9 protein-coding genes are annotated in these 13,641 nt (G+C 75.2%); 4 read left to right on the forward strand and 5 right to left on the reverse strand.

Annotated features, from left to right (window positions below; genetic code table 11):
- Nucleotides 1-4 precede the first annotated feature (4 nt).
- Nucleotides 5-2,128 (reverse strand): glycogen debranching N-terminal domain-containing protein, encoded by a 2,124-nt coding sequence (locus ACFC1T_RS17325; RefSeq protein ID WP_375889456.1) that lies wholly within the window; start codon nucleotides 2,126-2,128, stop codon nucleotides 5-7.
- Nucleotides 2,129-2,757: 629 nt separating this feature from the next.
- On the opposite strand from ACFC1T_RS17325, the gene ACFC1T_RS17330 reads away from it, so the two are divergent.
- Nucleotides 2,758-4,071, forward strand: coding sequence for an alpha/beta fold hydrolase (locus tag ACFC1T_RS17330; protein ID WP_375889314.1), 1,314 nt, complete (start codon nucleotides 2,758-2,760; stop codon nucleotides 4,069-4,071).
- A 31-nt stretch (nucleotides 4,072-4,102) separates the two neighbouring features.
- Here ACFC1T_RS17330 and ACFC1T_RS17335 read toward each other — a convergent pair whose 3' ends face one another.
- Complete coding sequence (locus tag ACFC1T_RS17335; protein WP_375889315.1) at nucleotides 4,103-5,644, reverse strand: DUF4192 domain-containing protein; 1,542 nt, start codon at nucleotides 5,642-5,644, stop codon at nucleotides 4,103-4,105.
- Between the two features lie 229 nt (nucleotides 5,645-5,873).
- Between ACFC1T_RS17335 and ACFC1T_RS17340 the strand changes: the two genes are divergently transcribed.
- Nucleotides 5,874-8,069 (forward strand): RecQ family ATP-dependent DNA helicase, encoded by a 2,196-nt coding sequence (locus ACFC1T_RS17340; RefSeq protein ID WP_375889318.1) that lies wholly within the window; start codon nucleotides 5,874-5,876, stop codon nucleotides 8,067-8,069.
- Between the two features lie 367 nt (nucleotides 8,070-8,436).
- The gene (locus ACFC1T_RS17345) at nucleotides 8,437-9,156 is read left to right on the forward strand and encodes a hypothetical protein (RefSeq protein WP_375889320.1); all 720 of its coding nucleotides are present in this window, start codon (nucleotides 8,437-8,439) and stop codon (nucleotides 9,154-9,156) included.
- Nucleotides 9,157-9,341: 185 nt separating this feature from the next.
- Here ACFC1T_RS17345 and ACFC1T_RS17350 read toward each other — a convergent pair whose 3' ends face one another.
- From ACFC1T_RS17350 to ACFC1T_RS17360, 3 genes are all read right to left on the reverse strand, one after another.
- Nucleotides 9,342-9,788, reverse strand: coding sequence for a hypothetical protein (locus ACFC1T_RS17350; protein WP_375889322.1), 447 nt, complete (start codon nucleotides 9,786-9,788; stop codon nucleotides 9,342-9,344).
- Between the two features lie 389 nt (nucleotides 9,789-10,177).
- Nucleotides 10,178-10,876 (reverse strand): ribonuclease HII, encoded by a 699-nt coding sequence (locus ACFC1T_RS17355; protein WP_375889325.1) that lies wholly within the window; start codon nucleotides 10,874-10,876, stop codon nucleotides 10,178-10,180.
- An 81-nt stretch (nucleotides 10,877-10,957) separates the two neighbouring features.
- On the reverse strand, nucleotides 10,958-11,623 hold the full coding sequence (locus tag ACFC1T_RS17360; protein WP_375889328.1) for a TetR/AcrR family transcriptional regulator: 666 nt from the start codon (nucleotides 11,621-11,623) through the stop codon (nucleotides 10,958-10,960).
- 494 nt (nucleotides 11,624-12,117) lie between these two features.
- Here ACFC1T_RS17360 and ACFC1T_RS17365 point away from each other — a divergent pair, with 494 nt between their 5' ends.
- On the forward strand, nucleotides 12,118-13,569 hold the full coding sequence (locus ACFC1T_RS17365) for an MFS transporter (RefSeq protein WP_375889459.1): 1,452 nt from the start codon (nucleotides 12,118-12,120) through the stop codon (nucleotides 13,567-13,569).
- The last annotated feature ends 72 nt before the right edge of the window (nucleotides 13,570-13,641 follow it).

A 13,641-nucleotide genomic window follows, 5' to 3' on the forward strand; every position in this document is an offset into this window, starting at 1 on the left:
GGTGTCAGCGGGCGACCAGTTGCAGGTGCGCGGGGGCCTCCTCCACCATCGCCACTCCGATCCGACTCACCCGCACCGAGAAGGGCTCCCCCGCCACCCGCAGGCCGGTCAGTTCGAGTTCGCCGAGCGGGGCGGTGCTGGCCGGGCGGACCAGGACCCGGCCGCCGGGGACGTCCGGCCGGACTCCGGCGAGTGCGAACACCGCGTGAATGGCTCCGGCCGCGGAGACCGCCGCCGGGCGGCAGGCGGCCGGGTGCGGCACCGGTGGGCAGCCGGGGGTGCGCTGCTCGCCCGCGTACATCTCCGGCAGCCGCCCCTCGAAGTGGGCGGAGGCGGCGAGCAGGCCCTCCAGCAGGGCGCCGGCCTCGTTCTCGTGGCCGGCCTCGGCGAGCCCGGCGATCGCCAGCCCGGTCTCGTGGATCCGCACCGCGCCGCCGCGGTGGCCCAGTGGGTTGAAGCGGGGTGACTTGGCGCTGAGGGTGCGCAGGCCCCAGCCGCTGTCCAGCTCGGGCGCGACCAGCCGCTGGGCGAGCAGCCGGGTGTGCTCGCGGTCCAGCAGGCTCTCGTGCCGGCCGCCGTCGGCGGCGAGCCCGGTGTCGAGCAGGTGCACCAGGGAGGAGGCGACGGCGGGCAGCGGCTGGCCGCCCGGGGCCAGCCCGGCGGCGGGTCGGCCGCCGGAGAGGTCGTCGATCCAGAACCGCTCACGGAAGCGTCCGCGCAGCCCGGCGGCCCAGGCCCGCCATTCCCCGGCGCCCGGCCTGCCGAAGGCCTCCAGGAGTTCGGCGCCGTGCAGGGCGGCGCGGTGGGCCTGCGCCTGCACCTCGGCACGGGCGGCGACCGGCTGGGCGGCGCGGTCCTCCGCCGGGCGGCCGAGGTCGGTGACGAAGCCGTCGACCAGGCCCTCGCGCAGGGCGGCCAGGGCCCGCTCGGCGGACGGGAGCAGCTCGGCGACCTCCGCCCGGGGCAGCCCCCAGCGCCAGGCCTCGGCCAGCACGGTGACGAACAGCAGGGTGGCCTCGGTGGCCGTGCAGGTGGGCGGCAGCTCGGGGCCGCCGTGCCGCAGGGCGCCGGGGAGCAGGCCCTCGGTGCGGCCGGGGGCGGGGGCGAGCTGCTGACGGCGGGCCAGGGCGCGCAGGGTGCCGGCCGCGAGCCGGGTGCCGAGCGGGAGGGCCAGCCGGGCGGCCCAGAGCGCGTCGGCCGGGGCGAGTCCGAAGCGCCAGGGCGCGCCGGAGGCCGGGTAGAGGTCGGTCGGGCGGTCCGGGTCGGCGAACAGCAGCCCGCCGAGGGCGTCCAGGGAGCGGTCGACCAGCAGCGTGGCGCGCGGGTCGTCGCAGCGCACCTCCGGTTCGGCCCAGGGCAGCGGGACGCCGGTGCCGCGCCCGCCGGGCGGGCGCGGGCCGCCGGGGACACTCTCCAGTTCGACCCGTAGCTCGACCGACCAGCGGGCGCCGGGCTGGACCTCCAAGTCCCAGCGGAGCACCCCGGCCCCGGCGAGGACGGCGTGCGGCGAGGGCTTGGCGCCGACCACGGCACTGTGCACCGGGCCGGACCAGCGCAGCCCGGCCGACTGCACCTGGCCGGGCAGGTCGGGCGGGCGGTGCCCGGCGGCGATCTCGGCGACCGGGCCCAGGTCGGTGCCGAGGGCGATCTCCAGCGGCAGCCGCGCGGGCCGGGCGCCGGTGTTGCGCACCGTGACGGTCTCCACTCCGTCCGCGTGGCGCAGCCGCTCGACGGTGAGCGCCGGGTCCGGGTCGGGGTCGCCGGGGAGGCGGACGGCGCCGAGGAAGCGGGCCTGGGCGGTGCTGGTCAGGGTGCCCTGGAGCGGCAGCGGCTCCATCCCGCCCAGCCGCAGCTCCATCCGGGCCAGCACCCGGACGCCGTTGCGGTAGAAGCCGTGCAGACCGTGGCCGCGCAGCTGGCCGTCCGGGCCGGAGGCCGCCATCGCGGGGGCGTTGACGCAGAGCAGCGCGTGGTGGACGGCCGGGGGCTGGGGGCGCGGCGGGGCCGTCGGTCGGCCGGGGCCGGCGGGTGCGCCCGTGGGCCCGGCCGGCGGGACCTGGTCGGGACGGCCGACCGGTCTGGGCGCGCCGACCACGCTCTCGGCCGGCATGGCCTGCAGTGGCCTCATGGCGGTCACCGGACTCTCCTCCCCTCGGCGGTCCGGTGGCCGTCAGGCCGGTGGGCCGCGAGCATGCTCGATCGCGTGCTGGTGGTGCCCGGCCGACGGGGACGCTCCCGTCGGCGGTCGTGCCGTGTCTGGCCGTACCCGACGGTGGGCCGTGCCATGCGGTGTGCGGTACCGGTCCGGTACCGGCGCTCCGCGCCTTTCGCGTCGGGCACCCCCGTCGTGCCCGGTACGCCGTCACACCCGGCGCCCCGGCCTGCCGGTGACGCCCCGCCCGTGCCACCCCGCCCCGCGGCCCGCGCCCGCCGGACGCAGGGCCCCGGGGGGTGAACGCCGCGCACCGCCGCCAGGTCACGCCCGCCGGGGCTGTCGCTGGTCGCACCCGGCCCCCCGACGGTGGCGCCGCTCCTGCCGGGCCGTCACCGGAGGCCTGCCCGGAGGCTCGGAGCCGCCCCTGACCCGGGCCGCACTCCGGGGCCGGGGCGCTGCCGGCCGCCCGGTCCGCTGGGCGGAGGCGGTCGAACCGGTGCTCGACCGCGGTCAGGATACGGTGCGGGGGTCGCGGCGCCCGTACCCGGTGACCCCGTGAACCGCGACGCAACCGCTGTGACCAGCAGAGACCGAGGAGTTGCATGTCCACCGTCAGCCGGCTGCCCGGGATTGTCACGACCGACCACGTCTTCCAGGTCCCGCTCGACCACGCCTCCCCGGAGGGCGAGCAGATCGAGGTCTACGCCCGCGAGGTGGTGGCCTCCGGCCGCGAGCGCGGCGACCTGCCCTGGTTGCTGTTCCTCCAGGGCGGCCCCGGCGGCAAGGCCGCCCGCCCGCTCGGCCGGGACGCCTGGCTGGAGCGCGCCCTGGACGACTACCGGGTGCTGCTGCTCGACCAGCGCGGTACCGGCCGGTCCACCCCCGCGACCCGGCAGACCCTCGCCCGTCGCGGTGGCCCGCAGGAGCAGGCGGACTACCTCGCCCACTTCCGCGCGGACGCCATCGTCCGGGACGCCGAGCTGATCCGCCACCGGCTGCTCGGCGCCGACCGGCGCTGGAGCGTGCTCGGCCAGAGCTTCGGCGGCTTCTGCACCCTCACCTACCTCTCCTTCGCTCCCGAAGGCCTGACGGAGGCCTTCATCACCGGTGGCCTCTCCGGCCTCGGCAGTTCGGCGGACGACGTCTACCGCGCCGCCTACCCGCGCGTCGTCCGCAAGAACGAGGACCACTACGCCCGCTTCCCGCAGGACGTCGAGGCCGTCCGGCGGATCGCCGCCCACCTGGCCGACTCCCCCGCCACGCTGCCCGACGGCGGACTGCTCACCGTCGAGGCCTTCCAGGTGCTCGGGATGATGCTCGGCGGGGGCAGCGGCTCCGGCTCCCTGCACTACCTCCTGGAGGAGGCCTGGGTGGAGGGCCCGGCCGGGGCCGAGCTCTCCGACACCTTCCTGGCCGGCGTCCAGGCCCGGCTCTCCTTCGCCGAGGGCCCGCTGTACGCCGTGCTGCACGAGTCGATCTACGGTCAGCGCTCGGTGGACCAGGGCGGCACCGCCTGGTCGGCGGAGCGCGTCCGCAAGGAGTTCCCGCAGTTCGACGCCCGGGCCGCGCTGGAGGGCGACGCCCCGGTGCTGTTCACCGGGGAGATGATCTACCCCTGGATGTTCGACACCGACCCGGCACTGCGCCCGATCAAGGAGACGGCGGACCTGCTCGCCGCCCGCACCGACTGGCCCGACCTCTACGACCCGGCGCGGCTGGCCGCCAACACCGTGCCCGTCGTGGCGGCGGTGTACCACGACGACATGTACGTGGACACCGCCGACTCGCTGGAGACCGCCCGCGCGGTGCGCGGGCTGCGGACCTGGATCACCAACGAGTGGGAGCACGACGGCCTGCGGACGAGCGGCGGCAAGGTGCTGGACCGGCTGATCAAGATGGCGCACGGGGAGGCGTAGCACCCTGCCGACCGGTGGGGCGGCGGGCGGTTCAGTGCGCACGGTGGGCTCCTCCCGCCCCCTGTCGGGCACCGCGGCCCCGGTGCAGGCCGGCGCCGGACCGGACGGCGGCCGAGGCGCAGGCCGCCGCCCGGCCGAGGCGCACACCCCGGGTGGGCCGTGCCCCGGCCGCCGGCCCACAACCCGGGGCCGGGAGCAGGGCGACCGAGCCCCGGGGTCGACCAGCCGGCCCCGGCTCACCGGGGTGGTCGGGACCGCCCTGGCGCTGATCCTCCGGAGCCGGAGCCGGAGCCGGAGTCGGCGTCGCGGTCGGCGTCGGGGCCGCGGAACCGCCCTTCCGGCGCCCGCCCCGGTGCCGTCGGCGCGCCTTGCCCGGCGAGCCTGAGCGCGGCCCGGGTTCGCCGCCCGGGGCCCGCTCGGCACCCGGCGGCGCCCCCGGCCCGTCCTCGGCCGCGGGCTCGGAAGCGCGCCGCACCGCCGCCGCGCGCTCCTCGCGGCGCCGCCGCTGGGCCTCGACGGCGGACAGCAGCGCCCCGGGCGTCATGCCGTCGTTCATCGACTCGTACAACAGCTCCGCCAGCAGGTAGCCCGGCGAGAGCCGCAGGACGTGGCCGAGCACCACCCGGGCGGTGGCCGTGTCCCCCGCGACCCAGGACGCCCAGGCCAACAGGGTGAGCGGGGCCACCGCGCAGCCCTCGTACGGCGGGACGGCCCGCCGTACGAGGAAGCGCCAGAGCCGCTCGGCGGGCGCGAGCTCGGCCGGCCGGACGAACTCGACGCCGCGGTCCCGGGTGAGGCGGTCGCGCAGGGCGAACAGCAGCCGGGCCGTCCGCTCCTCGTCGAGCTCCCGGGCACCGGCCGCGAACTCGGCGAAGGCCTGCTCCAGCAGTTCGAGGCCCTGCTCCCGGGAGACCGACCCGGCGAGCGGCTCGGCACGGGCGAGCGCCTCGCGCTGCGCGGCGTCCGCCGGCGGGCCGACCGGGGCCAGCGCACCGACGATCGCCTTCCGGCTGCCGCGCGGCACGAGGCCGGCCACCGTCGCGGCGGCGGCCGCCGGGCCCGGATCGGGCCCGCGCCGCACCGGGTTGCCCGCCGGATCGCAGCAGCCCTCCCGGCGGCAGAGGAAGGACCACCAGCGGCCGTCCGAGACGCACAGCGACTCCTTGACCGCCACTCCCCTGCGCCCGAAGGCCGCGCGCAGCTGGTCGGCCAGCGGCCGCAGTTCGTCCACCGCGGGCGGGGCGTGCGCCGTGACCGGATCCTGGCAGAGGTAGAGGAGCACTTCGAGCGGCCGGCCGCCGTGCCGCTCGGAGAGGGCGACCAGCAGGGCGGCCGTCTCCTCCGCCGCCGCCGGCCAGTCCGCGGACGAGAGCGGGAGATCCGCCCGGATGACCCCGCCCTGGTGGAGGTCGGGGCCCTGGAGACCCACCGCGACGATGCTGTCGTCGGGGTAGAACCCCAGGAGATAGGGCAACAGCTCGGCCATATCGGCCGGACCGCGCATGACGACGGGCCGCTGCTCGGAAGCAGGACCCAGGGACAGGGTGACGTGTTCGTTGTTCATCGCGTTCATGGCCGCAAGCGTGGGCGCAATGCGCGAACGACTCCGGCACTTTCTTTTTTCCTGTGGATAACTCGGCCCCCGAATTTTCCTTCGCTCGATCGGAGCACAGAACGGCCACTCCGGAGAGTGAATTTTGGCGGCCGTTCAGCGGATCAGCGGATGAAATACACCCGGCCTTCCACTCCACCACCCCACCCGCATTCGCCCCTTGTCGGCGGCATGGGGTTACATCGACGCCATGCAGCAGCCCGACATCCACACCACCGCCACCGCCGACCGCGCCGAGGTCCGGGCGCGGGCCGAGGCCGTCCTGCGCGAGCTGGCCGGCCCCGCCGCCAGCCTGCGCGAGGACCAGTGGACGGCGATCGAGGCCCTCGTGGTCGACCACCGCCGCGCACTGGTCGTCCAGCGCACCGGCTGGGGGAAGTCCGCGGTCTACTTCATCTCCACCGCCCTGCTCCGGGCCCGCGGCGCCGGGCCGACGGTGATCGTCTCCCCGCTGCTCGCCCTGATGCGCAACCAGGTCGAGTCGGCGGCCCGGGCCGGGATCCACGCCCGCACCATCAACTCGGCCAACACCGACGAGTGGGACGAGGTCCAGGCCGAGGTCGCCGCCGGGAAGGTCGACGTCCTGCTGGTCAGCCCCGAGCGGCTGAACAACCCGGACTTCCGCGACCAGGTGCTGCCGAAGCTCGCCGCCTCCACCGGCCTGCTGGTGGTCGACGAGGCCCACTGCATCTCCGACTGGGGCCACGACTTCCGCCCGGACTACCGCCGGCTGCGCACCATGCTGGCCGACCTGCCGCCCGGCGTCCCGGTGCTGGCCACCACCGCCACCGCCAACGCCCGGGTCACCGCCGACGTCGCCGAGCAGCTCGGCACCGGCAGCACCGACGAGCACGCCCTGGTGCTGCGCGGACCGCTCGACCGGGAGAGCCTCACCCTGGGCGTGCTCGCGCTGCCCGACCCGGCGCACCGGCTCGCCTGGCTGGCCGACCACCTCGACCGGCTCCCCGGCTCGGGCATCGTCTACACCCTGACGGTGGCCGCCGCCGAGGAGGTGACGGCCTTCCTGCGCGAGCGCGGCTTCCCGGTGGCCTCCTACTCCGGCCGCACCGAGGACGCCGAACGCCGCACCGCCGAGGCCGACCTGCTGGCCAACCGGGTCAAGGCGCTGGTCGCCACCTCCGCGCTCGGCATGGGCTTCGACAAGCCCGACCTCGGCTTCGTCGTCCACCTGGGCTCACCCAGCTCCCCGATCGCCTACTACCAACAGGTCGGCCGGGCCGGCCGCGGGGTGGACCGGGCCGAGGTGCTGCTGCTGCCCGGGCGCGAGGACGAGGCGATCTGGCGCTACTTCGCCTCGCTCGCCTTCCCGCCGGAGGAGCAGGTGCGGCGCACCATCGACGCGCTCGCCGAGGCCGGCCGCCCGCTCTCCACCGCCGCCCTGGAGCCCCGGGTGGACCTGCGCCGCGCCCGGCTGGAGACCATGCTCAAGGTGCTGGACGTGGACGGCGCCGTCCGCCGGGTCAAGGGCGGCTGGACGGCCACCGGGCAGAGCTGGGCCTACGACGCCGCCCGCTACGCCAAGGTCGCCGCCTCCCGGGAGGCGGAACAGCGGGCGATGCGCGAGTATGCGGCGACCACCGGCTGCCGGATGGAGTTCCTGCGCCGCCAACTGGACGACGAGCAGGCCGTGCCGTGCGGGCGGTGCGACAACTGCGCGGGGCCGCTGCACACCCCGGAGGTCTCCGCGGAGGCACTGGCCGCCGCCCGGGCCGCACTCGGCCGCCCGGGCGTGAGCTTCGAACCGCGCCGGCTCTGGCCGACCGGGATGGACTCGCTCGGGGTGCCGCTGAAGGGCCGGATCCCGGCGGGCGAACAGGCGGAGACCGGCCGGGCGCTCGGCCGGCTGTCCGACATCGGCTGGGGCACCCGGCTGCGCACCCTGCTCGCCGACCAGGCGCCGGACGTGCCGGTGCCCGGCGAGGCGGTGGACGCCCTGGTGGCGGTGCTCGCCGACTGGGCCCGCGGCCCCGGCGGCTGGGCCGGACCCGCGACGGCGGAGGGCACCCGGCTGGAGCGGCCGGTCGGTGTGGTGACCATGGCCTCCTCGACCCGCCCGCAGCTGGTCGGCAGCCTCGGCGCGCGGATCGCCGAGGTCGGACGGCTGCCGCTGCTCGGCCGGATCGAGTACGCCGGCGGGCTGCCGCCGCACGGGGCCCGCAGCAACAGCGCCCAGCGGCTGCACTCACTGGCCGGATCGCTGGTGCTGCCGCCGGAGCTGGAGCAGGCGGTGGCGGCCGCCGGCGGACCGGTGCTGCTGGTGGACGACCTCGTGGACTCGGGGTGGACAGTCACCGTGGCCGCCCGGCTGCTGCGCCGCGCGGGGGCCGGCGCGGTGCTGCCGCTGGTCCTGGGGGTGCAGGGGTGAGCGGGCGGCGGGCGGCCGCCGCTCCCGAGGCCGTCATCACTCGAATGGCCTAACGGAAAGGAGTTGCCAGGGCGATTTCGATCACACCGGAGATCCGACCCGGGATAAGGAGGGCCCAGCGTGCCGACAACGGTTCGACATGCCCTTCGCGTGGTGTGGATCAAGGTCGGGCGTCACCCGAACCCCACTCGGGCCGACGTGGAACATATCCGGCAGAACATGGGCTATCGGGTGGCGTTCATCATTTCATCGTTGCCGCTCCGGCCCCGTTGCCCTGAGAATTGGGAGGTACCCGAAATCCGGTCCGCTGGGCCCGCCCTTCGGCGTACCCAGGCACCCGCCTGCCCACGGGCCAGGAAGGAGGATCGTGATCAACGGTATCGGCCGAGGTCAGCATCCCCTCTCCGGAGGTTCGGCGCCCAGACGGCTGCTGGACCTGGAGACCTGGACCGCCTCGGGGATCCCGTTGCTGCGCGATCCGCGCGAGTTCGTCCTGGAACTGCACCAGCGTCACCTGCCCCAGCCGGGCACGGTCGTGGTGGCGGTCCTGGACGCGCTCCACCACCTGGCCGCCTCGGCCTCGTTCACGCCCTGGCCGCACGACACCGACGGCTGGCAGCACCGGAACGCCCTGCTGACGCACCTGCGCCGGGTCACCCCGCACGACCTGCGCCAGCCCGAGCCGACCCGGACGGCCGTGCTGCTGCGCTGCCGCGACGGTGCGCCCGGCTGGACGGAACAGGACGGCGCCTGGATGTGGGCACTTCGGGACGCGGCCGGGCTGCACGGGCTGCGCTGCGGCTCGTACATCGGGCTCACCGCGACGGGCTGGCAGATCCTCGGCGACGGGCGGGGCGGGCGCAACCCCCACGCGGGTTCGTGGGCGGACGGACCGCTGCACATCGTGACGGAGCTGCCGCCGCGGTCGGTACTCGACGACGCCCCGCGCAGCCAGCGGGCCCGGCAGCAGGCCGCCGAGCAGGCCAAACGGGTCGACGCCCCGCAGCGCTCCGCCCAGGCCGAGCCGCCCTGGATCCCGGCGCGGGTCACGGCCGTGGAACCGGGCCGTCGCACCGGGACGCGCTGATCGGTCCTCAGCGCCCGGCCCTCAGCACCCGGCCCTCAGCGCTCGGCCCTCACCGCTCGCTCCTCGGCGCCTGACCCTCAGCACTCGGTCCGGGCCTCGGCCACGGGCCGCCGGCCGTGCGGACGGGCCCGGGCCCGGCACCGTAGGCACCGGACCCGGAGCGAGGACGACGGTCGGAGTTCCGGTCAGGCCTTGACCGGACGCGCGGGTGCGGTTGCGGACGCCGCCGTGGCGGCCGGACCGGCCTCCCCGCACACGAGCAGCAGGGCGTTGGCCCGGCCGAGCGCGTCGGCGTACGCCTCGGCGGCCCGGGCGGGCGGACCGCCGTTGACCACCAGGACGACCACGTCGCGGCGGACCGGCCTGGCCGGCGCCGCGTCCGCGTAGAACACGTCGCCGCCCTCGGCGAGTTGCGCCCAGTAGCGCTCCTCGCCGAAGGACAGCTCGTGCTGCTGCCAGGGGTGGGCGTCGCCGACGGTCAGCACCAGGATCTCGCCCGGGTTGCGGCCCGAGTCCAGGAGCAGGTCGACCGCGTCGTCGGCGCGTTCCAGCGCCTGCGCCGGGGTGGCGGCGATGCGCTGGACCTCGACCTGCGACGTGGTCGGGGCCGACGACGTGGCCTGGGCCGGCAACGTGGCCGACGACGCGACCGGGGCCGGGGCAGGGGCCGGGCGGCGCGGTGCCGGACCGGGCTTGGGGATCAGGCGCGACGGTCCCGGGCGGTCGGCACGCGGCGGTGCCGGACGGGGCGCCGGTCGCGGGCCGGGCACCGGGAGCGGCGCGGCGGTGGTGGGTGCGGTGGCGGGTGCGCCGCCGGTGGCAGGCGCGTGGAGGGCTTGTGCGTCCGACTCGCGGGGGAAGGGAACGCCGGGGCCCGGGAGGCTCTCGTGAATCTCCGGCTCCTCGGGGAAGACAGGCATACCCGGATATCTATCAAATGCCGGTCGAACGCGCACGGGCGCCCCACCCATTGGGCACGGGACTTCCGTCACCCCCACCCCGGGCAATTCCAGACGGACCGTCAGAAACCGAGCGTCAACTGTTCGTCGGCGGATCCCTGACCGGCGCCGAAGGCGTCCCGACCGCGCTTCAGATGGCGCCACTTGGGCAGTGCGTCCAAGTACGCCCAGGAGAGCCGGTGGTGGTCGGTGGGGCCGAACTCCTCCAGTGCGGAACGGTGCACCGGGGACGGATAGCCGGCGTTGTCCGCGAAGCCGTACTCCGGGCAGGTCTCGCCGAGTTCGGCCATCAGCCCGTCACGGTGGACCTTGGCGAGCACCGAGGCGGCGGAGACGCAGATGCAGGACTGGTCGCCCTTGATCACCGTGCGCACCCGCCAGGGGCCGCCGAGGTAGTCGTGCTTGCCGTCCAGGATCACCGCGTCGGGTTCGACCGGCAGCGCCTCCAGCGCGCGGACCGCGGCCAGCCGCAGCGCCGCCGTCATGCCGAGTTCGTCGCACTCCTGCGGCGAGGCGTGACCGAGCGCGTACGCGGTGACCCAGTCGGCGAGCACCGGCGCGAGGGCCTCGCGGCGCAGCTCGGTGAGCAGCTTGGAGTCGGTGAGCCCCTCCGGCGGCTTGCGCAGGCCGGTGACGGCGGCCCCGACGGTGACCGGTCCGGCCCAGGCGCCGCGCCCCACCTCGTCCAGCCCGACCACGACCTTGGCGCCGGCCCGGCGGAGCGAGCGTTCGACGGAGTGCGTCGGCGGGACGATGGGCATCACGGACTCCGTTCGGCAGTGCGGCCCCCCTGCGGTGGGGCGCTCTCCAGCCTAAGCCCGCCCGCACGGGCCCCGGACCGGCTACGTCCGCCGGACCATCGGGACCAGCACGTCGTCCACCAGCCGGACCGCGAAGTCGGGGGCCAGGTCGCGTTCGGCGACCTTCACCTGGAACATCAGCATCGCGGGGACGACGTCGGCGACCAGTGGGGTGACCGCGTCGGGGCGCACGTCGCCGCGCTCGACGCCGCGGCGCAGGATGTCCAGGATGCTGTCCTTGGTCGGCCCGATCACCCGCTGCACGATGAAGTCCTTGAACACCTCGGCCTGTTGCTGGGAGAGCTCGGCCATCAGCGCGTGCAGGGCGGCGCCCGCCCGGGAGCAGATCGCGTCCGTGAACAGCTCGATGAGCTGCAGCAACTCGGCCCGGGCGGACCCGAGGTCGGGGATGCCGTAGGGGCGTGGCAGAGTGGCGTCCAGGGCGTCGATGACGAGTTCGTCCTTGGACGCCCAGCGCCGGTAGAGCGCGGCCTTCCCGGTCCGCGCCGCGCCGGCGACGCCTTCCATCGTCAGCCGCGCGAATCCGCCGGAGGTGAGCTGGTCGAGCGCGGCCTCGAAGATCGCGTTCTCCAACTCCTTCCCCCGCCGCCGCACCGGCCGGGCCAACGCCTCCCGGACGGCCTGCACCGGGCAGCAGTGCTCGGCCCCCTCCCCCGGCACACCCGACACCGCCGATACCGCCGACACCGCCGACCCTCCCGACAACCCGGGCGTTGCCGGGAGTCCGCCGGACGGCAGCGGCACGGCGGTCCCCCCGGGCGCCCGGTCCGCCGCCGGTCGCCGTATCAACCGATCCATTGCCACCATCCTTAAGGAACGCTTGCGTTCACTATCGAGCCCAAGCTATCGTCCAGATTAGTGAACGGCATCGTTCCTTCCCAGCCTGCGCCGACGCGCAGCGGCGCGTTCGGGCCGGCGGATCCGCCGCGGCCCCGAACACGCGAAGCACCACCGATGCACCGCTGACGCACCACCGACACACCACTGACGCACCGCAGTTCCCGCGCACCGAGCGCACCACCACACCCACCACACCCATCGCACCCACCGCACCGCGCGCGTAGCCAGCAGGGGGCACATTCGTGGCTATCTCCGACACGCTCAGCAAGAACCCACCACCGAAGACCGGCCAGGGCCGGGGGAAGAACATCACCCTGGCCGTCATCGCGGCCACCCAGCTCATGGTGGTGCTCGACGCGACCATCGTGAACATCGCGCTGCCGCACATCAAGGACGCGCTGAACTTCTCGACCACCGACCTGTCCTGGGTCATCAACGCCTACACGCTGACCTTCGGCGGCCTGCTGCTGCTCGGTGGCCGGGCGGGCGACATCCTCGGCCGCCGCCGGGTGTTCATCTTCGGCACGCTGCTGTTCGGCCTGGCCTCGCTGCTGGGCGGCTTCGCCCAGGACAGCACGCTGCTGCTGGCCGCCCGCGCGCTCCAGGGCATCGGTGGCGCGATCTGCTCGCCCACCGCCTTCGCCCTGATCGCCACCAACTTCGAGGAGGGGCCGGAACGCAACAAGGCGTTCGGCGTCTTCTCCGCGGTGGCCGGCTCGGGAGCGGCGATCGGCCTGCTGGCCGGCGGCCTGCTGACCGAGTACCTGGACTGGCGCTGGGTGTTCTTCGTCAACGTGCCGATCGCCGCGCTGATCGCGATCGCCGCGCCGCGCTACATCGCCGAGTCCGAGCGCCACCCGGGCCGCTTCGACCTGCCCGGCGCCTTCACCTCGACCCTCGGCCTGGTCGGCCTCGTCTACGGCTTCATCCGGGCCGCCTCGGACGGCTGGTCGGACCCCCTGACGCTCGGCTCCTTCGCCGCCGGTGCTGTCCTGCTGGCCGCCTTCGTCGTGATCGAGCGGCGCACCGACCAGCCGATCACCCCGCTGCACCTGTTCGCCGACCGCAACCGCACCGGCGGCCTGGTGATGATGCTCTGCCTGGCCGCGGCCATGTTCGGCATCTTCTTCTACGTCGTCCTGTTCGTGCAGGGACCGCTCGGGTACAGCCCGCTCAAGGCCGGTGTCTCGTTCCTGCCGATCAGCGTGGCGATCATCATCGCCGCGCAGCTCGCCTCGACCTTCCAGGCCAAGTACGGCCCGAAGCCGTTCATGGCGGGCGGTGCGCTGCTGGTCACCGTCGGCCTCACCTGGCTGACCCAGATGGGCAAGGACAGCGGCTACCTCGACGGTGTCCTCGGCCCCACGGTGATCTTCGGCTTCGGCATGGGCCTGATCTTCGTCCCGGTGATGCTGCTCTCGGTCGCGGGCGTCCCGGGCGAGGAGACCGGCGCCGCCTCCGGTCTGCTCAACTCGATGCAGCAGATCGGCGGTTCGCTCGGCCTCTCGATCCTGACCACGGTCTTCGCGCACTACGCGACCGCCGAGGGCAAGCTCCAGATGCCGGCGTTCCTGCAGAACGGCAGTCCGGCGGAGCACAGTTACTTCGAACAGCACCACGAGTTCCTCCCGGGCTCCGACGCCGCCAACTCGGTGCTCGCCCAGGGGATCTCGCACGGCTTCATCGTCGGCGCGGTGCTCGCCGGGATCGCGCTGCTGATCGCGGTCTTCGTCGTCAAGGCGAAGGCGAGCGACCTGCCGAGCGGCGACAGCGCCGGCATCGCGATGCACTGATCCGCACCGGGCCCCGGCGAGGCACCGGAACCGCCGCAGGGGACCGGAACCGCCGAGGGGCATCGGAACCGC

Source organism: Kitasatospora sp. NPDC056076 (genome assembly GCF_042266305.1).
Lineage (GTDB): Bacteria > Actinomycetota > Actinomycetes > Streptomycetales > Streptomycetaceae > Kitasatospora.

What these genes read in the sequence shown, in the direction of transcription:
- ACFC1T_RS17335 (WP_375889315.1), bottom strand. Translation starts at nt 5,644, where the DNA reads ATGAACGCGATGAACAACGAACACGTCACCCTGTCCCTGGGTCCTGCT.
- ACFC1T_RS17365 (WP_375889459.1), top strand. Translation starts at nt 12,118, where the DNA reads ATGGTGGTGCTCGACGCGACCATCGTGAACATCGCGCTGCCGCACATC.
- ACFC1T_RS17325 (WP_375889456.1), bottom strand. Translation starts at nt 2,128, where the DNA reads ATGAGGCCACTGCAGGCCATGCCGGCCGAGAGCGTGGTCGGCGCGCCC.
- ACFC1T_RS17330 (WP_375889314.1), top strand. Translation starts at nt 2,758, where the DNA reads ATGTCCACCGTCAGCCGGCTGCCCGGGATTGTCACGACCGACCACGTC.
- ACFC1T_RS17355 (WP_375889325.1), bottom strand. Translation starts at nt 10,876, where the DNA reads ATGCCCATCGTCCCGCCGACGCACTCCGTCGAACGCTCGCTCCGCCGG.
- ACFC1T_RS17340 (WP_375889318.1), top strand. Translation starts at nt 5,874, where the DNA reads ATGCAGCAGCCCGACATCCACACCACCGCCACCGCCGACCGCGCCGAG.